General features: G+C 56.0%; 16 protein-coding genes and 1 tRNA gene. 12 read left to right on the top strand and 5 right to left on the bottom strand.

The window, feature by feature from the left end:
* Positions 1 to 16: 16 nt before the first annotated feature.
* The 5 genes from CCALI_RS11515 to CCALI_RS15395 all read left to right on the top strand — a co-directional run bounded on the left by CCALI_RS11515 (position 17) and on the right by CCALI_RS15395 (position 5428).
* Positions 17 to 949, top strand: coding sequence for a hypothetical protein (locus tag CCALI_RS11515; RefSeq protein ID WP_016483658.1), 933 nt, complete (start codon positions 17 to 19; stop codon positions 947 to 949).
* A 2-nt stretch (positions 950 to 951) separates the two neighbouring features.
* Positions 952 to 2103, top strand: a complete 1152-nt coding sequence (locus tag CCALI_RS11510) for a Predicted dehydrogenase (RefSeq protein ID WP_016483657.1) — start codon at positions 952 to 954, stop codon at positions 2101 to 2103.
* Positions 2104 to 2120: 17 nt separating this feature from the next.
* Positions 2121 to 3443 (top strand): magnesium transporter, encoded by a 1323-nt coding sequence (locus tag CCALI_RS11505; RefSeq protein ID WP_016483656.1) that lies wholly within the window; start codon positions 2121 to 2123, stop codon positions 3441 to 3443.
* A 234-nt stretch (positions 3444 to 3677) separates the two neighbouring features.
* Positions 3678 to 4331 (top strand): nucleotidyl cyclase domain-containing protein, encoded by a 654-nt coding sequence (locus CCALI_RS11500; RefSeq protein WP_016483655.1) that lies wholly within the window; start codon positions 3678 to 3680, stop codon positions 4329 to 4331.
* 5 nt (positions 4332 to 4336) lie between these two features.
* Entirely contained in the window at positions 4337 to 5428 is a 1092-nt protein-coding gene (locus CCALI_RS15395) for an HD-GYP domain-containing protein (protein ID WP_016483654.1), read from the top strand.
* 3 nt (positions 5429 to 5431) lie between these two features.
* Here CCALI_RS15395 and CCALI_RS11490 read toward each other — a convergent pair whose 3' ends face one another.
* A complete protein-coding gene (locus CCALI_RS11490) occupies positions 5432 to 7156 on the bottom strand; it encodes a GspE/PulE family protein (protein WP_016483653.1) in 1725 nt (574 codons plus the stop codon).
* Positions 7157 to 7307: 151 nt separating this feature from the next.
* A tRNA-Phe gene (locus tag CCALI_RS11485) sits at positions 7308 to 7380 on the bottom strand.
* Positions 7381 to 7641: 261 nt separating this feature from the next.
* On the opposite strand from CCALI_RS11485, the gene CCALI_RS11480 reads away from it, so the two are divergent.
* The 5 genes from CCALI_RS11480 (at position 7642) to CCALI_RS15390 (ending at position 11397) form a co-directional block, all read left to right on the top strand.
* Positions 7642 to 7968 carry a hypothetical protein gene (locus CCALI_RS11480; RefSeq protein WP_075163097.1) on the top strand — a complete coding sequence of 109 codons (327 nt, stop codon included), beginning with the start codon at positions 7642 to 7644 and terminating at the stop codon, positions 7966 to 7968.
* A 71-nt stretch (positions 7969 to 8039) separates the two neighbouring features.
* Positions 8040 to 8714 carry a TIGR03936 family radical SAM-associated protein gene (locus CCALI_RS11475; RefSeq protein WP_016483651.1) on the top strand — a complete coding sequence of 225 codons (675 nt, stop codon included), beginning with the start codon at positions 8040 to 8042 and terminating at the stop codon, positions 8712 to 8714.
* 371 nt (positions 8715 to 9085) lie between these two features.
* Positions 9086 to 9349: a hypothetical protein gene (locus CCALI_RS11470; protein ID WP_016483650.1), complete on the top strand. Its 264-nt coding sequence runs from the start codon at positions 9086 to 9088 to the stop codon at positions 9347 to 9349.
* 145 nt (positions 9350 to 9494) lie between these two features.
* On the top strand, positions 9495 to 10730 hold the full coding sequence (locus CCALI_RS11465; protein WP_016483649.1) for an acyl-CoA dehydrogenase family protein: 1236 nt from the start codon (positions 9495 to 9497) through the stop codon (positions 10728 to 10730).
* Between the two features lie 52 nt (positions 10731 to 10782).
* Positions 10783 to 11397, top strand: coding sequence for a DsbA family oxidoreductase (locus tag CCALI_RS15390; RefSeq protein ID WP_016483648.1), 615 nt, complete (start codon positions 10783 to 10785; stop codon positions 11395 to 11397).
* Here CCALI_RS15390 and CCALI_RS11455 read toward each other — a convergent pair.
* The 3 genes from CCALI_RS11455 to CCALI_RS11445 all read right to left on the bottom strand — a co-directional run bounded on the left by CCALI_RS11455 (position 11381) and on the right by CCALI_RS11445 (position 14903).
* The gene (locus CCALI_RS11455) at positions 11381 to 12721 is read right to left on the bottom strand and encodes an MFS transporter (RefSeq protein WP_016483647.1); all 1341 of its coding nucleotides are present in this window, start codon (positions 12719 to 12721) and stop codon (positions 11381 to 11383) included. The two genes, CCALI_RS15390 and CCALI_RS11455, sit on opposite strands and share 17 nt — an antisense overlap.
* 152 nt (positions 12722 to 12873) lie before the next feature.
* On the bottom strand, positions 12874 to 13929 hold the full coding sequence (locus CCALI_RS11450) for a Gfo/Idh/MocA family protein (protein WP_016483646.1): 1056 nt from the start codon (positions 13927 to 13929) through the stop codon (positions 12874 to 12876).
* 191 nt (positions 13930 to 14120) lie between these two features.
* Positions 14121 to 14903, bottom strand: coding sequence for a WecB/TagA/CpsF family glycosyltransferase (locus CCALI_RS11445; protein WP_016483644.1), 783 nt, complete (start codon positions 14901 to 14903; stop codon positions 14121 to 14123).
* 115 nt (positions 14904 to 15018) lie between these two features.
* Between CCALI_RS11445 and nusB the strand changes: the two genes are divergently transcribed.
* Both nusB and folD read left to right on the top strand, forming a co-directional pair.
* The gene (nusB, locus tag CCALI_RS15385) at positions 15019 to 16068 is read left to right on the top strand and encodes a transcription antitermination factor NusB (protein WP_016483643.1); all 1050 of its coding nucleotides are present in this window, start codon (positions 15019 to 15021) and stop codon (positions 16066 to 16068) included.
* Positions 16065 to 16949: a bifunctional methylenetetrahydrofolate dehydrogenase/methenyltetrahydrofolate cyclohydrolase FolD gene (gene folD, locus CCALI_RS11435; protein WP_016483642.1), complete on the top strand. Its 885-nt coding sequence runs from the start codon at positions 16065 to 16067 to the stop codon at positions 16947 to 16949. Before nusB ends, folD begins: the two co-directional genes overlap by 4 nt.
* The last annotated feature ends 25 nt before the right edge of the window (positions 16950 to 16974 follow it).

Below are 16974 nucleotides of genomic sequence, written 5' to 3'. Positions count from 1 at the left end.
CGGAGAGAAAAACGCCGTGAAACGCGTGGTTAGCATTAGTCTAGGCTCCTCACGACGCGATAAAAAAGTGATCGCCCGGTTTTTTGGAGAAGAGTTTTCTATCGAGCGCATCGGCACCGACGGCGACAAGCAGCGTTTTCGTCGCCTTGTGCAGGAGCTAGATGGCAAGGTGGACGCCTTTGGTGTAGGGGGGTGTGACATCTATCTCTACGCCGGCGATCGCCGCTACGTGTTTCGCGAGCCGCTCTCGCTGATGGCCGGTGCCCAAAAAACACCTTTCGTGGACGGCAGCGGCCTCAAGCATACCCTTGAACGAGAGACCATCGCCTGGCTCGATGAAAACAAGGTGGTGAATTTCTGTGAAAGCTCGGTTCTGTTGATGAGCGCAGTGGACCGCTTTGGGATGGCCGAGGCGCTGGTACAACGCGCGCGTTCCATAGTGTTTGGCGACATTCTTTTTGGACTTGGACTGCCTATCCCCATTCGCTCTTGGACAACCCTTCAACGCCTCGCCCGCCTTATTCTTCCCATTGTGGTGCGCTGTCCCTTCCAGTGGTTCTACCCAACCGGCGAAAAACAGCACCAGAATGTGCCCAAATTTCCCAAGTTTTTTCAAGAGGCCGATGTCATCGCTGGCGATTATCTCTACATCAGCAAATATATGCCGCAACAACTCTCTGGTAAAACAGTGATCACCAATACCACTACCCCTGCCGATGTAGAAGAACTAAAACGCAGAGGCGTGCATAGGCTCATCACCACTACCCCTGTGTTCGACGGACGCTCCTTTGGCACGAACGTTATGGAGGCCGTGCTCGTAACTTTACTACAGAAACGTCCTGAAGAGCTGACCCCGCAGGACTATCTGCAGAAACTGAAGGAGCTAGATTGGAAGCCGAACGTGCAGGTGCTTAACCCACAACCAGCGATCTGCGCTCAAACCGTGTAATTATGGAACGCTTTGCCTTTGTTGTTCACCCTATTGAGGCCCGCCGCGATGTGGCACGAAAATATCCCATCGCGCGCTTCCTTCCAGTGCGCCTCATTGAATGGTTTTTGACCCGCCAAAACCCTCTGGTGGTCTGCGAAGTGAAAGGCGTGCGGTCGCTAACGGGGAAAGAGCTGGAGGGCTGGTTTATCGGCTGCCCCCTTACACCGCATCAAATGGTTACGCTTCCCTACGAGCAGGTTCTCGAGAAGCTGGAACAGTGTGGCCGTATTGCCCTCGATCTGGGCGCCGGCATTATGGGGCTTGGAGCCTTCACTTCGGTTGTAGGAGACGGCGGCATAAGCCTTGCCAAACGACTGCCCGATCTAGCCATCACCACAGGGAACTCTTACACGGTGGCAACGGCTATTGAAGGCGTTAAAGAGGCCGCTCGCCTCATGGGGCATCATATCGAAAACTCGGTGGTGGCCGTGGTGGGAGCTACCGGCTCCATCGGTTCCACATGCGCCGAGATATTGTCCCGGGAAGCCCCGGCTGTCGCCCTTGTTGGGCGCGATCTCTCCCGTCTGAAACAGCTGGCCGAACGCCTTAAATCCCAATCGCAAGCGGAGTTGCGTCTTTTTACCGATGTGGCTACAGGCCTCCGTGATGCCGATGTGATCATTACGGTTACTAGTGCCGTGGACGCCATTATTTTGCCGGAATACCTTAAACGCGGTGCAGTCGTCTGCGATGTGTCTCGCCCTCGTGACGTTTCCGTGCGCGTTGCAAAGGAACGGCAGGATGTACTGGTGATCGAAGGGGGCGTTGTTCGGGTGCCTGGTGAAATGCATCTGCCCTATCCCAACAGGCCCGACGAAGAGTTCGACTTTGGTTTTCCGCCCAATACCGCCTACGCCTGCATGTCCGAAACGATGATGCTCGCGCTTGAGGGGCGTTATGAAAGCTTCACGCTCGGCAAGGAGGTAAGCGTAAAGCAGGTAGATGAGATCAGTCAATTGGCAGCGAAGCACGGTTTTTGTCTGGCTGGTTTTCGCGCCTTTGAGAAGGAGGTTACCCCTGAGCAGATCGCGCGTATTCAGGCGGCGGCCGGCGTCGCTCCTACCTCTATTTCGGTTGCAGTGCCCCCAATAAAAACCCATCAGACACCCTAGGCCCTATTCACAAAGCGATGAAATACCTTACTCAGCTTTTAGGAAAGCGTGTGCTTACTCCCGATAAAACCTACATCGGTAGAGTGACCGACCTCGTCGCCGAACTTGGAGGCCGACTACCGGTTGTGAGGGGAGTTCTCATTAAACGCAAGTCCGATGAGCTCTCCCTTCCCTTCTCGGAGATCCTGTTTAATGAAGACCCTGCCGGACCTCAAGGAAGCGGTCGTATTCTGGGAGATGTCTACCTTCGACGCCCCCTAGAAACCATCTCCCTCTATCAACCCGACGAGTCGCAGGTGCTCTACCTGCGTAGAGATGTGCTTGACCGGCAGATCGTGGATATTCACGACCGCAGGGTGGTACGCGTTAGCGATGTACGATTGGCGGTTTGTGGGACAGAGTACTGCGTGGTTGGCGTGGACGCCAGTTTTCGCGCCCTGCTAAGGCGCCTCGGCGCTATTAGCGTGCCTATCGAAGCGCTCTTCCGGCTGATCGGCCATCCGCTGCGCTCCAATCTTATCGCTTGGGACGATGTGCAGACACTGGAGAGAAGCGCACAAGGAGGAACCATTCGCCTGAAGGTCTCTCATGATAAGATCGCGCGCCTTCACCCAGCCGACATCGCCGACATTGTGGAGCAACTGACGCCGCAACAGGGCGCCGAGGTGATCGAAAGTCTCGACACCGAAACGGCCGCCGACGCCATTGCTGAGGCAGAGCCAGAAGTGCAGGTGCAGATTATGCAACAGCTCGACGATGAAAAGGCGACCGACATCCTTGAAGAGATGGAGCCGGACGAAGCCGCCGATGTGCTTGGCGATCTGCCCGAAGCGCGCAGCGATGAGCTTCTAGACCAGATGGAGCCGGAAGAAGCTCGTGATGTGAAAGAGCTCCTTGCCTACGATGACGATACCGCCGGTGGCCTGATGACCACCGAGTTCGTCGCGATACACTCCTACCTCACCTGCGAACAGACCATTCAATATCTGCGAGAACTAGCCCCTAAAGCCGAAACCATCTACTACATCTATGTTGTGGACGCAGAAAACCGCCTCGTGGGCGTTCTCTCGCTCCGCGATCTGGTGATTGCCCCTCCGGAAACGCCCGTCTCTGAGATCATGGAGCCGAACGTCATCCGCGTGCATGTGGAAGACCACGCCGATGAGGTCGCCCAGATCCTAGGGCGTTATAACCTACTTGCCGTTCCGGTGGTGGACGAAGAGGAGCGGCTTTTAGGCATTATCACGGTAGACGACACCCTCGAACGCCTCTTGCCGCCGGAGAGGCGACCTCGCTTGCCAACCCCTGCCCTGACCGACTCCACGGAGGCCGAGTCATAAATTGACCGTCTCAGGATAACGGCTTGCCTCCTGCCTAGCCCTCACGGTCACATCGTTTGGCAGCGCTCACCCCCACACTCTTACTGTTTTTTCTCACTTCCCCAAAAGAATTCAGCCTCGTTCTCCGATAATCTCTAGTGTTCGACCTATTGCTCCTTACTTAAATATCCCCTCTCCGTTCTTTGAAGAAGGAGCTAGGCGAGCCTAAAAATGTTTCTTGGAGCACGCAGCAAGATGGAAATTGAGTGGGAGCAGCCACACACGACCGTTCCGGAGGCACGTTTAGGAAACGAAGCACCCCCATCGCCTAAACGTCTCGATATTTTATTGCCTGCCGACCAAACCACAGGGGCCGTAACGACGCAAGCCGGTTATGTCTATCTTCATGCGATGATCGAGATGGTGAGCCGCAAAAACCAGCCGCTCTCCTTGGTCTGTATCGCCCCAGATGCATCACCAACCATGGAGTTTCTCGGTGAAACCGGTAAAAATCTCATTGGACAGGCCATTGTCCGATGCATCCGTCAGGAGACGCGCGATTACGACCTCGTCTATACCCTCACCTTACCAACAATCACCGACACGCCCGTGTTCGCGCTAGTCTGCCCGCTAATGAACGAAGCGGAGGCGACCGCACTTGGGGAACGTTTGCGAAAAATTATGACATCTCAAGCAAGCGCAGAAGATCATCCTTGGCTCTCTTTTAGTGTAGGGGTAGCCTCTATCTCTCTCGACGCCCCAGATGCCGACAGTCTTACCGCCAGAGCGTGCGCAGCTCTCCAGAGGGCGAGGCGTTTGGGAGGTGGACGACTCTGGCGCCACTCCGATACGCTACGCACCATCATCGAAAGCGAAAGCCACTCCGACGAGGACACCACACGCGAGTAGAGACCATGCGACACTCGAACGCTCAGCAGTTTCTTATAGCGCCAGCTTTCGACACTTCTTCCACACAAGACCTTGCCTTACGGGTAGATGAGGCCTATAGCAGTCTTGAAGTGAACGTTCTGCTTCTAGAGCCTAACGATCAGCTACGTGAGGCCTTGGCCGTGCAGCTCGCCGCAGAAGGCTACCAGGTGATCTGCGCAGCGACAGCGCACCGGGTCTTTGAGCTGCTAGCCGGCCAATCTTTCGACCTTTTCATAGGGAAAGAGGAAACACCACCGCGCTCGCACGAGCTGATTCTTGAGCTGAAAAAACGGTGGCCTCATCTTCCCTTCATTCTGCTGGTAGAACGAGCTCATTTGCACGTGGCCCAACAAGCGCTCCGCCACGGGGCAGACGATCTCTTCATTCTATCGCAACCCCTGGAGGAGCTAGGTGAGGTTGTCGAGCGGAACCTCTCGCAAGAGGCGCTTACCCGCCGCCGTACCAAGCGCTATCGGACGATGTTGCAGGCCTCTGGTGAAGCGGTGCTCGACGCCATGCTCACCGCCTTGGCACTACGAGATGTCGAAACAGAAGAGCACTCGCTTCGCGTGACCGCCTATACCATCGAGATCGCAGAAAGAATGGCCGTCTCTCAAGCGGAGATGTACCATATCGAGCGCGGTGCTTTGTTGCATGACATCGGCAAGATCGGCATTCCAGATCAGATTCTGCTGAAGCCAACGAAGCTTACCTCCGAGGAGCGTCGGAAGATGCAGGCGCACTCGATTATCGGATACAACATGTGCGCACGTATCGAGAGCCTGCGGGGCGCCGCCCGCATCGTTCTCCACCACCACGAAGCCTGGGATGGCAGTGGTTACCCCCATGGGCTGCGCGGTGAGGCTATCCCTATCGGCTCCCGAATTTTTGCCATCGCCGATGCGCTGGATGCCATGACAAGCAATCGGCCTTATCGCCGTGCTTGCTCGCTTCCAAACGCTCTTGAGGAGATAGAGCGATGCAGTGGCTCCCAATTCGACCCCAACATCGTAAAGGTCGCGCTCTCTGTGCCCTTAGGGCGATGGGAGCAGTTACGACACGTCGCTAGCACCTAAATCCTATTTCCCACTTCCCTCTTCATGCTCCACCGCTAGAACGCGACTTAGCTCGTCCGGTGTGGTAAGGCCTTCAACTACCCTCCGTAAGCCGGCCTCTCGCATGGTGATCATGCCTTCGAGCCTGGCCTGCCGTTGTAGGTCACTTCCAGGCCTCTGCTGAAGGGCCATTTGGCGCAACGTCTCGCTCATGGGCATGAGCTCAAAAAGGGCCGTGCGTCCTCTCATGCCGCGTCCTCCACAGCGCGGACAGCCTGTACCCCGCGCAAGCACCGGTCGAAAACCGTTCGGTAAACGAATTCCCAAAGAATCCAGCAGTCCGGGCGGAGGGGGAAACACCTCTCGACAATGAGGGCAAATCGTGCGCACGAGCCTCTGCCCAATGACTCCGATAAGCGCCGAGCTAATAAGAAACGGCTCAATGCCCATGTTCTGAAGCCGAACGATGGCTCCGGGGGCGTCGTTTGTATGCAAGGTTGAGAGCACAAGATGGCCGGTGAGCGCGGCCTGGATGGCCGTCTCTGCCGTCTCTTTATCGCGTATCTCCCCCACCATAATGACATCAGGGTCTTGTCGCATCAAGGCGCGCAACCCACTGGCAAAGGTGATACCGATTTGAGGCATCACTTGCATCTGGTTAACGCCGTTAAGGTGGTACTCTACAGGGTCTTCAATGGTGCTGATGTTGCGCTCCGTCTGGTTAATGCGATTGAGAATCGAGTAGAGTGTCGTGGTCTTTCCCGATCCGGTGGGACCGGTGACCAGAAGAATGCCGTAGGCCTGACGCGTCATCCTATCGAAAATAGCCTGCTGCTCCGGCAAAAGCCCTAACTTGTCAGGGCTGGTGAGGATACCGGTCTTTTTTAGCAGGCGCATCACCACCTTCTCGCCGTAGATAACAGGGATGGTGCTGACGCGCAGGTCATACACTTCGCCGTTCTCCCCGTGTATTACAAATCGGCCATCTTGTGGGCGCCGTCTCTCCGCGATGTTCATATGAGCCAGGATCTTAATGCGCGAGATCACGGCGGCATAGTGCCCCCGCGGCAAGGTCATCTGATCATAAAGCAGTCCGTCCTGACGAAAGCGCACCCGCACCATGGTCTCCTGCGGCTCGATGTGGATATCGCTTACCCCGCCCGCGATGGCGTCTTGAATAAGGCCGTTTACCAGACGCACGATGGGGGCGTCCTCTGCCATTCCAAGCAGCTCGTCTGTGCTCAGTTCCGCCTCGGTGGCCTGGCTATCCATCTCTTGTAACACCGAGGCCGCTCTAGGCCGCTGTCGATAGACGCGCTCGATGGTCTCTAGGAGGTCCGATTCAAGCGCTAGGTAAGGGAGTATCCGTTGATTAAAGCGTCGTCGCAACTCATCTATAGCGCTAACGTCGAGCGGGTCGGCCAGCGCCACACAGATGCCTTCCTGCTTCTTCTGAAAGGGAAGCGCCCGAATGCGCCGCGCCACGGCGTCCGAAAGGGCATGGGCAACCCCGCTGTCCACATAGGTCTCGCTAAGGTAAATGAAAGGAAATCCTGTGATGGCCTTCAAACAGGGGCCGAGATCGTTGGGCGAAATAAAACCTAGTGAGACAAGGGTTTCGCCAAGAAACTTGCCGGTCTCTTGCTGCACCTGCAAGGCTTTTTGAAGCTGCTGGGTATTGATGAGGCCGGTTTCAACCAAAAGCTCTCCCAAACGGGCGCATCGCACCTCGATGGCGAGGTTTGCCATAGCGGTCTCTCCTACAAAATCAATCCGGGGTTCTAGAAGAGTTATTCCGCAAAGGCAGAAGAAATTACCATGCAAGAAATACGGGTTCGACTCTCCTCGAGTCGAACCCTGAACCATAAGAAGCGAAAAATCCAGATGGTAAGGAGGAAAGTGCCGAGAACAGGAATCGAACCTGTGACACGCGGATTTTCAGTCCGCTGCTCTACCAACTGAGCTATCTCGGCCTGACCCTACCAAACCTATTATAACGCTTTGGGCGTCTGCTTGTCAAGATAAGACCCCTAAAGCCCTCCTCAATGGGTAACGTAGGCACCGATCAAACCGTAATTTGAGTAGTTGTGCCATAGAATAGTTTTACGGTAAACTATGGTTGTGGTACGCATTTTCGCTTGTCTCTGCCACAAGCGAAAGCAGGTTTTAAAGTCTAATCCATTATGTGGTTTCGTCTATGGGACGAAACCATCGTAGGAGGTCAAGAGTTCGTTATGAAGAAGACAGCTTTGTTCTCAACTCTTCTCACCGCCCTCAGCGTCTCTGTGGCGGTGGCTGCTCCACCAGCCAAGAAGGCTCCGGCGAAAAAGCCCGCTCCCAAAAAGCCGGCCATCGTGGATGTGTGGACGTGTCCCATTACGGGCGATAAGGTAGATCCGAAGATGCAGGCAGGAAAGCCGGTCGTTGTAGGCCACTATCGGGTTCACTTCTGCTGCGCTGGCTGCCCCAGCCAGTTTGCTAAGCTCACCCCGAAGGAGCAGCTTGCTAAGGCGGAGGCTGCCTACAAGAAAGATCACGAAGTAAAAACCAATAAGAGCTAGCATCTATTGCCTACATCTAGGAAAAAGAGCGGAAGCGCTGTGCCTCCGCTCTTTTTCGCAAGTTAGCTTCTATGCCGCGTTACATTCTTTTTTTTACCAAAGAGGAGCCTGTCCGCTGGTTAGGTCACCTCGATATTTTACGTACTTTTGAAAGAGCTATTCGGCGTTCCGGTCTACCTATTGCATTCTCCGGTGGCTTCAACCCACGCGAGCGTCTCTCTTTTGCCTCGGCCTTAGGCGTGGGTATTACGGGAGCGGAAGAGCGAGTAGCCTTAGAGCTTACAGAGCCTATTCCTCCCCAAGAGGTACAAAAACAACTTAATGCCGTGCTTCCGCCCGGCATTCGGATCGTCCAGTGCTTTCCCGTTTCGGAAGAGCAACAGGAACGCAACCTGTTTAGCGAACTAGACCGTGCCGACTATGAGGTGCTTTGTAGCGCTTCAGAACCGGTGAGCGCCGAAGCGATAGAGCAGGCGATTGCCCACCTGCTGTCTCAATCCCAGGTGACGATCCCGCGCGAGCGCGAAGGCAAGACGCGCCTCGTAGACATAAAGCCCCAACTCTATTCCCTCCAACTCAAACCAGGAAGCCTTCAGAACGGCCGATTTCTGCTGATCATGCGTCTCGGCATGGGGGAGACAGGCAATGTGCGCCCTAACGAGGTGATCGAGGCGCTTGGTCAGCAGGTGCCCGGCATAAAGGTCCATCGTATCCACCGGCTTCGCCTACTCGGCCCCGACTCCTAACGCTTAAACCAAAGGGCTTATTCGCTACATGCACCCCATGCAAGCGCCCGAGCAGACAGTAGCAAGAAAAGCGCAAAAATGGTGTTGTCGAAATCTAAATATCACGTTACAATGAGCTTGTAGCTTCAACTTGTGAAGTTATCCATTCTCTTTTTTCAAACAAACGAGGATCATCTCAGACTATCAGGAGTATCAGATCGCTTGAACCGCTTGGGTATACGCTATTATCCGATGCAGACATATGCCGAGCTGCTGATAGAGGAGGCAGGTTCTACTCTCACAATCCTCTACTTGGACTTGCCTACCTCTACGACGCTCCCTATTCTTCCGACGTTCCTCGCCTAAACACAAAGAAGGTTCTACAAACGCTATTGGAAGAGACGGCCGGGCCGAAAGCGATGGCCGTCTACCATCAGTCGGAGGCACACAACTGGAACGGACCTGTACCCAAGGTAGAACTGGTAGACCCACAAAAATTGGGACTATTGCTCGGCGTGCTTGCCGGCTACTATGATTTCTTGCAAGATAACAAGGCATTAAAGCAGAGTGCCTATGTGAAGAGATGGTACCATCTTGTCAACCAAACCCTTGAGGCGCGGTATGGAGACGGTTCCAACAAAGAGGCCATGAGGTAGAGCGGATTGCACATTCAGCAGCTCCGCATCTTGCTGTCGTGTCTTCTCCAGTTATGGAGGGCGAAGCCTGCAATCCATGGGGTTTTTCGCTTGGAGCAGGTAAACTTTAAATAGCAGCATGGCACGATGAGAGGAGATAGGAGCAATGGCTTCCGGCAGCTGTGGCCCCACAGATAATACAGAGGATGCGGTGGGCTTGCCGATTCCAGAAAGCGCCCACGCCAACCCCGAAGAAGAACAGCTTATTGCCAAGGCACGCCAAATTGCCGAGGAGGTGCTACTGCCTAACGCGGAGAGAAGCGACCAGGCCGAAGGTCCCAACCGCGAGAATTTTCGTGCCCTTGCAGAAGCCGGCCTTCTCGGCATCGCATTGCCCAAAGAGTACGGCGGCTCGAACGTCTCGGGCGAGACGCAACGTGCGATCACCGAGATACTGGCCTCTGCTTGCGGCGTTACCACCTTCGTGCAGGCACAACATCATGGCCCTTCCCGCATGATCGCCAATGGACCGAACCCCGCCCTCAAAGAGCGCCTTGTGCCGGAGCTCGCAGCGGGACGGATGCTGTGCGGCGTTTCCTTTGCCCATTTGCGCCGCCCAGGGCCTCCCGTGCTGCGCGCAGAGCCCGTGCCCGGCGGCTATCGTCTTTACGGCACCGCCCCATGGGTCACTGGATGGGGCCTCATGAATCAGGTGGTCTTTGGTGCGACTCTCCCTGACGAGCGTTTCGTTTATGTCTGGGTGCCGGCGCATCGCGAGGAGTTTCCAGAGCTGTTCGAGGGGCTGACCCCGCCCGATGGGGACTGGGGGCGCTACCAGGCTTCTCCTCCTTTGCGCCTCTGTGCTATGAACGCCTCAGCAACGGTTACCCTCACCCTGGAAGGTCTTTTTGTGCCGGAAGCCCATCGCTTGCAATTTTCCGATCGAGAGACCCTGCGCTGCAACGACCGTAAAGGCGTTTTGGGAGGAACGGCACTTCCCATGGGTTGCGCCGCCGGAGCTGTGCGTCTGCTCTGCAGTCTAGCGGAAAAACGCCCCATCCCTGCCATTCGTCAATCCGCAGAACACTTCACACAAGAGCTTGCCCGCACGCGTCGTGCCATCGCAGAGTGGAACGCTCGCAACAACGAGCCGGATTTCTTTGAAAAGGCGGTTCGGCTACGTGCTCATGCCATCCGCTTGGCCGTTCGCGCCGCCCATGCCGCGGTAGCGGCTAGCAGCGGAGCGGCCAATCTCCTCTCGAACCCGGCCCAGCGCCTCTTCCGAGAGGCGATGTTCTACACGGTTCAAGCACAAACCCAAGAGGTGATGGCCGCCACCTTACAGCTTTTGGAAGAGGAGACGTTGGAGGACCTGCTGCCGCCTCCGGAAACATCTGCCTAGCTCTTTAAGGGCAGCAGCAGGCGAAAAACCCCATGTTTTTGCAGGAGGAAGGATGCCCGTTCTTTCTGTGGCGCACGATGTCGTCTGCCCTTGGTGCTGGGTAGGTCGTCATCAGGCAAAACGCTTGAAACAAGAGTTTCCAACCCTCGAATTTAATTGGCTCGGGTTCGAGCTTTTACCAGAAGGGTTAACCTACACACCCCCTCCACCCGATCCGGATGCCGACAAAAAACCGCCCGTGCCCACGCGTTTGGAACTTCTCTTAGCAGCGGAAGGGCTTACGCTACCCCAAAAGCGAAAGCCGATCTCCAACTCCCGCCTCGCCTTGGAAGGAGCCGAGTTTGCTAAAGAACAAGGACGAATCGAGCCCTATTTAGATGCCCTCTACCACGCCTATTGGGAAGAAGACGAGGATATAGCAGACAGGGACGTCCTGCGCGAGATCGCCAGGAGAGCCGATCTCGATGTGCACGCATTTGATCGGTGCCTTGACGAGCGCCGATACCGAGATCGAATCGTCGAGTTCGATGAACCGGCCCATCGCGCAGGCGTTTGGAATGTGCCCACGTGGATGTTCCCCGAAAAATGGGTTGCAGAACAGCCCTATCGCGTGCTACGTGAAATGGCGGCACGTTTTGTGGCCGAGGCAACTACTCCTGCTCGATAGCGGCCGTACTCGGTCTCTCCTGTACAGTGAAAAGCGCAATGAGAAAAGCCGTTAGCAGCATAACCGCACACCCAAAGAACGGCCATCCATGGTCGGGAATCACCAGAAACCCCATGCGAAAGCCCGGTTGCCTATAGAGAAAACTGCCGGCTCCTATGCCCACGATAGTGCCTAGAGCCTGCGCGGTTCCTACAGCCCCAATAGCTGCACCGCGTTGGCTGGCATCGCTTAAGGAGCTTACCAGCGCCATCCAAGCGGGGAAGGCCAGCACAAAGCCAAGCCCCAGCAGCGTGCCGTAGATCGGCAAAGTGGTGCGGTGCAAAAACAGCACCATGAGCCAGAAAGAGACGGCGCAGGTTCCAATGCCGATCTTGATCGCCAACGGCTTCCCCAATCGGTCGCCCAAGGCCCCCATCGGCGCCGAGAGAACAGCAATAAGAAGTGCTGGAATCAGCAACATGCGCCCGAAGTCCGTTTCTGTAAGCCCCAGCGCCTCCATCAGAAAGAGCTTTACATAGGCCATGATCAGCCCAATACCGAGAAAAGTGATGAAGGTCATAAGCAGTATCATGGGCATACGGCGCATCATGGCGCGAAAGGCCTTAAAATCGAACTCGCTGGTGGCCTTCGCATGGGAGGCTCCAGGGTGGTCGTTGGGCAGCACGATCACGGCAACCAGCGAGGTTATGAGAAACAGCACAGAAGCCAAATAGAAAGAGAAGCGTACGGGCGACGCCCCATGAAGATGGAGGCGGTGCCGAGCAAGATCGTCTATCGCCCCTCCGAGAAACGGCCCTGCTGCAACACCAATAAGATAAGCGATGTTGAAGTAGCTCATCGCGGCGGTGCGTCTGCTTTCGGGAACGTGGTCGCCGATAAGGCTAAACGCCGACGGCCATAGGGCCGCCGCTCCGATGCCGTCGAAGATGCGCAGCAGGATCAAGGCAAAGGGGTGATGCACATAGGGCGTCAGCACGGCCGTGGCCGTAGAGAGAAGCGGGCCGGAGATCATCATGACTTTGCGCCCGAATCGATCGCCTAAAATGCCAAACGGCGACTTCAACAGACCCTCCGTCACCAGAAAAGAGAGCATGGCGATGCCCACCAGATGATCGCCAAGTCCAAGGTCATGAATATAGACCGGCATGGCCGACACATTCACGGTGGTGTAGCCCAGCTCGCCGAACACGGCCACGCAGACGATAGCCAACAGCAGCCCCTTCACACCTACTGACGGGGCTGAGGTAGTGGCCACAACCGCTTCCTGAGAGGTCTCCCTTCTCTCTTCAGGGCGTTCAGGTGGGGTTTCTGTGGGCGCTTCCAAAGGAAACTCTCCTTTGTCTAACGGAATAATCGGTAGATGCCTTTAGCACAGCCGATACGATTTTCAAGACGAAGAAGTCCATAGGCTTGGTTTCGTTATCTTGCGAAGAACCCACCTGCATGCCTAGGCATGCAGGTGGGTCGAAGAGGATATCAGGAGATAGCGACTTCTTTGCCTGTTTCTGCAGAGCGATAGATGGCCTCGGTGATCTGCGCCACGATCAGGGCTTGCTCGCCGGTTACCAGCGGCTCCTTGCCATCGCGAACGCACTCCACAAACGACTTGATCTCGGCGTTGTAGGTGTTGAACTGCTGGCCTCCGCCAGGCACACGCGGCTCGAAGTGATAGAGCGCTTTATGCTTCTCCTGCACAATGGTGGGAGGGCTTGTTTCGAGGCCACCGTCCGTGCCTAGGAGCGTGATATTTAAGGTGTCTTGCTTCCAGTTGGCGGCGAAACTTGACTCGATCGTCATGGTAAGACCGTTCTCGAATCGCACAAAGCCAACGGCCAAGTCCTCCACGGTGAAGTTCTTATAATCCCATTGGCCCATAAACCCAACCAGGTCGCGATTTCCCAGTTTCTGGTAGGTCACACCGGTAGCGCTAATGGGCTTCGGATGCCCCATAAACCAGAGCGCAAGATCGATCACGTGCACTCCAATATCTATGAGAGGCCCTCCACCCTGCTTTTCTTTATCGGTAAAAACGCCCCAACCGGGAATGCCGCGCACGCGCAGGGCCTGCACACGTGCATAGTAGATATCGCCCAGATCACCCGCATCTACGAATCGCTTCAGTGCCTGATGGGTAGGCGAAAAGCGCGAGTTGAAGCCGACCTGCAAAATTTTGCCCTGTTTGCGCGCCGTCTCCACCATCTCTTTCGCCTCCTGAGTGTTGATGGCGATAGGCTTCTCGCAGAGCACATGCTTGCCGGCCTTCAGCGCATCCACGGTAGGCCCGTAGTGTGCCGCGTTGTGCGTGCAAACAGAGACCGCATCAATCTCGTCGAGCTCCAGTAGCTTGCGGTAATCGTCGAACAGATGCTTTACTTGGGGATAACGCTGGGCGGTGCGTTGAAGCGCTTCTGGATTGATGTCACAAAGAGCCACAATCTCACACTCATCAGGGATGCTAGCATAGCCAGGGAGATGCGCTCCATTGGCAATACCCCCTGTGCCGATCACACCCACTCGAACTTTTTTAGCCACGTTCTCCTACAGTCCTTTCTTATTGTTGTTTTTCTGTTTGTAAACAGCGATAAAACTTGTCCTCACCTTGGCCCTCTCCCGCAGGAGAGAGGATGATCTCACGACGTATACGTACACTGACAACCGCTTCCTCTACTAATCCCGTCACAGATTACTTAAAAACGTTCGTTCCGCTTCGGGAAACGCCGATTCTAACCGGTCTTAAGAGGCTGCTGCGTCCTTTGAGAACGCCACACCAGCCTTACAAAACGCGGTAGCAGCAGCACCTTGCTCAGTTTGCGCGGGTTGTTTAACAACCGCCATAGCCACTCCAAATGAAGCCGGCGCATCCACAGAGGAGCACGCCGCACCTTTCCGGAGAGCACATCGAAGGTTCCTCCCACGCCGATCGCCACCGGCACACCAAGCGTGCGTTGATAGGCGGCTATCCACTTCTCCTGTTTCGGGATCCCCAAGGCCACACAAAGGATGTCGGGTTGGCAGCGACGTATCTCATCAAGGATAGCCTCGTTCTCTTCCGGGCCGAAAAATCCATGATGCGCCCCCACAATTTGAACGCCCGGATATCGCAGGCGCATGCGCTCGGCTGCCGCCGCCGCAATGCCGGGAGCTGCACCGAGAAAGTAGAGGCGATAGCCCTTCTGAGCGGAAAGCACGCAAAACCGTTCCACAAGCTCAACGCCCGATACGCGTTCCGCCAAGGGCGTTCCCTGCCGCTTCGCCGCCCAAAGCACCCCTGCGCTATCCGGCGTTATAAGGTCAGCAGAGAGTAAAATCGAGCGTAGCTCTCTGTCCTCCTGCGCCATCACCAACATGGATGCGTCCGCAGTGATAATGTGCCGAGGCGTTCGCTCCTGAATAAATCGCTCTACGATATCAAGAGCCCCCTGCATGTCCACGCGATGGACAGGAAGCCCCAAGATGGTGATGGCGGGAACTGTTTTGCCGTCCGCCTGGGTCTGAAGGTCGGTCATTCTCTAAACCATCCTCTGGGGTCTACCCCAAAGCCGGCGTTTCTGGTGTACAATATCGTGCGTGAAGAGTCCTATGGCGTAAAGTCCGCTTAGAAGTATACCTTGAGATTTCAAAATGCGAATTAGCGTGCGCCGATTAGCGCGTGAATGGGCTTTGAAAGTGCTTTATCAATACGATGTGGGCGATGGTGACCTCCATGAGGTGCTTATGACGGCCATGGATCACCTTCGTCAGGATTTTGTACATCTCGGGTCGCGTACCAGCAGCGGCTCCCCTTTCGAGGAGATCTGTTTAGACGTTCTCACACAGCCTCTGCTGCCTCGACTTCCTCACTTTCATCTCGCGTTGGCGCGCCTTTATGCGTTTGTAGCAGCCGCTCTGCTCGGAGAGGCTCCGTGGTGGCAGGAGCAGCTTCTGGAAAGGGCCTTGCGGAACAAACTGCCCGCAGGAGCTTTGCAACCCCCCTATCTGCTCTCTGCTCTCCCCAAGCGAGCTTTCTTGCCACCTTCAGGCCATCCGCTAGAAGCCGATTATGAAGCCCTAAGCCCTCAAGAGAAGACGGAACTAGAGCAGTTTCTCCACGAGATGCGCGAAGGTCTGCCTCGTCACCTCGAAAGCCTTCTGCGTGGCATCGGTCGCCAAGAGGCGAAACGCATTTTGGATTCGCTGCCTCCCTCTGCGTCCCTCGAAGAGACCCGCAACCTCTTGCTAGCCCAACGCGAGGAGTTTAATCGGCAGCAGATAGCGCGTTGGCGTCGTATTGCAGATACGGTGAGGCACTATCTTGAACTATGGCTTCGTACCGCTCCCTTTGCTACCCAACTGGTACTCGACGTGTCTCAACACCGCAATCAGCTCGATGAGGCCATCGGAGAGACGGCCGTAGGGTGGCGGCTGGAACGCCTCGTTGCGGTAGATCGCAACATCCTCCGCATTGGCGCTTGCGAGTTGCTGATCCGACGCGAGCTTCCAGCTGCCGTTATCATCAACGAGGCCGTGGAGCTGGCCAAAAAGTATAGCACCGCCGATTCGGGCCGCTTCGTCAACGGAGTGTTGAGCGCAATGGCCGATAAGCTCGCCGCCGCTCCAACGCCATCACCCCAGCTCATGGAACAGGAAGAGACCCTCATCGAAATGGAACTTGACGGAAAGGACGAGAGTTGAGCGAACAGACGGAACGAAAAGCCACTTTACTCGACGGTACCGCTACAGCGCGAGCGATCCGCGCTGAGATCGCCGAGGCTGTACGCGCGTTTAAACAGGAACGGGGCATTGTGCCACATCTGGCAGCGGTGCTCATCGGCGATAACCCCGCCTCAGAAACCTATGTGGCCATGAAACAGAAGGCCTGTGGATGGGTCGGTATGGAATCGTCGGTGCATCGCCTTCCCTCCGACACCACTCAGGAGGAGGCTGAAGCGCTTGTAGAGCGTCTCAATGCAGACCCCCACGTCCATGGCATTCTCGTGCAGCATCCACTACCGAAACATCTGCACGAGACGGCCGTGCTCGATAAGGTATCGGTAGAGAAGGACATTGACGGCATCAGCCGCATGAGTTTAGGCGCCCTCGTCAACGGCGAGCCGGCCTTCCCCGCCTGCACACCCGCCGGCATCATTGAGCTGCTGGATCGCTACCGTATCCCTATCGAGGGCAAACACGCAGTGGTCGTAGGACGCAGCATTATCCTAGGAAAACCTATGGCCCTTCTTCTCCTAAACCGTAATGCAACCGTTACCATCTGTCATTCCCGCACACCGAATTTGGCCGAGCAGACTCGCCAAGCCGACATACTCGTTGCCGCGGTGGGACGTGCTGAGATGATAACCGGCGACATGATTCGCCCCGGCGCGGTGGTTATAGATGCCGGTTACAATCGCGTAGAGGGCCGTAGCGGGGATGTGGGCGACGTGCACTTCGAATCGGCTGCGCAAGTTGCTTCCTATATTACTCCGGTTCCAGGCGGAGTCGGCCCCATGACCATCGCCATGTTGCTGCGCAACACGCTCCTTGCCGCCATGGGGAACTATCCGGCCACCAAATAGCCGCCATTTCAACAACCCGAACGCT

The organism is Chthonomonas calidirosea T49 (genome assembly GCF_000427095.1).
In the GTDB taxonomy this organism is placed as follows: Bacteria; Armatimonadota; Chthonomonadetes; order Chthonomonadales; family Chthonomonadaceae; genus Chthonomonas; species Chthonomonas calidirosea.
The sequence above is the reverse complement of the archived record's forward strand: the minus strand, read 5'-3'. Positions and strand labels throughout refer to the sequence as shown.

What these genes read in the sequence shown, in the direction of transcription:
- CCALI_RS11510 (WP_016483657.1), top strand. Translation starts at nt 952, where the DNA reads ATGGAACGCTTTGCCTTTGTTGTTCACCCTATTGAGGCCCGCCGCGAT.
- CCALI_RS11505 (WP_016483656.1), top strand. Translation starts at nt 2,121, where the DNA reads ATGAAATACCTTACTCAGCTTTTAGGAAAGCGTGTGCTTACTCCCGAT.
- CCALI_RS11500 (WP_016483655.1), top strand. Translation starts at nt 3,678, where the DNA reads ATGGAAATTGAGTGGGAGCAGCCACACACGACCGTTCCGGAGGCACGT.
- CCALI_RS15395 (WP_016483654.1), top strand. Translation starts at nt 4,337, where the DNA reads ATGCGACACTCGAACGCTCAGCAGTTTCTTATAGCGCCAGCTTTCGAC.
- CCALI_RS11490 (WP_016483653.1), bottom strand. Translation starts at nt 7,156, where the DNA reads ATGGCAAACCTCGCCATCGAGGTGCGATGCGCCCGTTTGGGAGAGCTT.
- CCALI_RS11480 (WP_075163097.1), top strand. Translation starts at nt 7,642, where the DNA reads ATGAAGAAGACAGCTTTGTTCTCAACTCTTCTCACCGCCCTCAGCGTC.
- CCALI_RS11475 (WP_016483651.1), top strand. Translation starts at nt 8,040, where the DNA reads ATGCCGCGTTACATTCTTTTTTTTACCAAAGAGGAGCCTGTCCGCTGG.
- CCALI_RS11465 (WP_016483649.1), top strand. Translation starts at nt 9,495, where the DNA reads ATGGCTTCCGGCAGCTGTGGCCCCACAGATAATACAGAGGATGCGGTG.
- CCALI_RS15390 (WP_016483648.1), top strand. Translation starts at nt 10,783, where the DNA reads ATGCCCGTTCTTTCTGTGGCGCACGATGTCGTCTGCCCTTGGTGCTGG.
- CCALI_RS11445 (WP_016483644.1), bottom strand. Translation starts at nt 14,903, where the DNA reads ATGACCGACCTTCAGACCCAGGCGGACGGCAAAACAGTTCCCGCCATC.
- nusB (WP_016483643.1), top strand. Translation starts at nt 15,019, where the DNA reads ATGCGAATTAGCGTGCGCCGATTAGCGCGTGAATGGGCTTTGAAAGTG.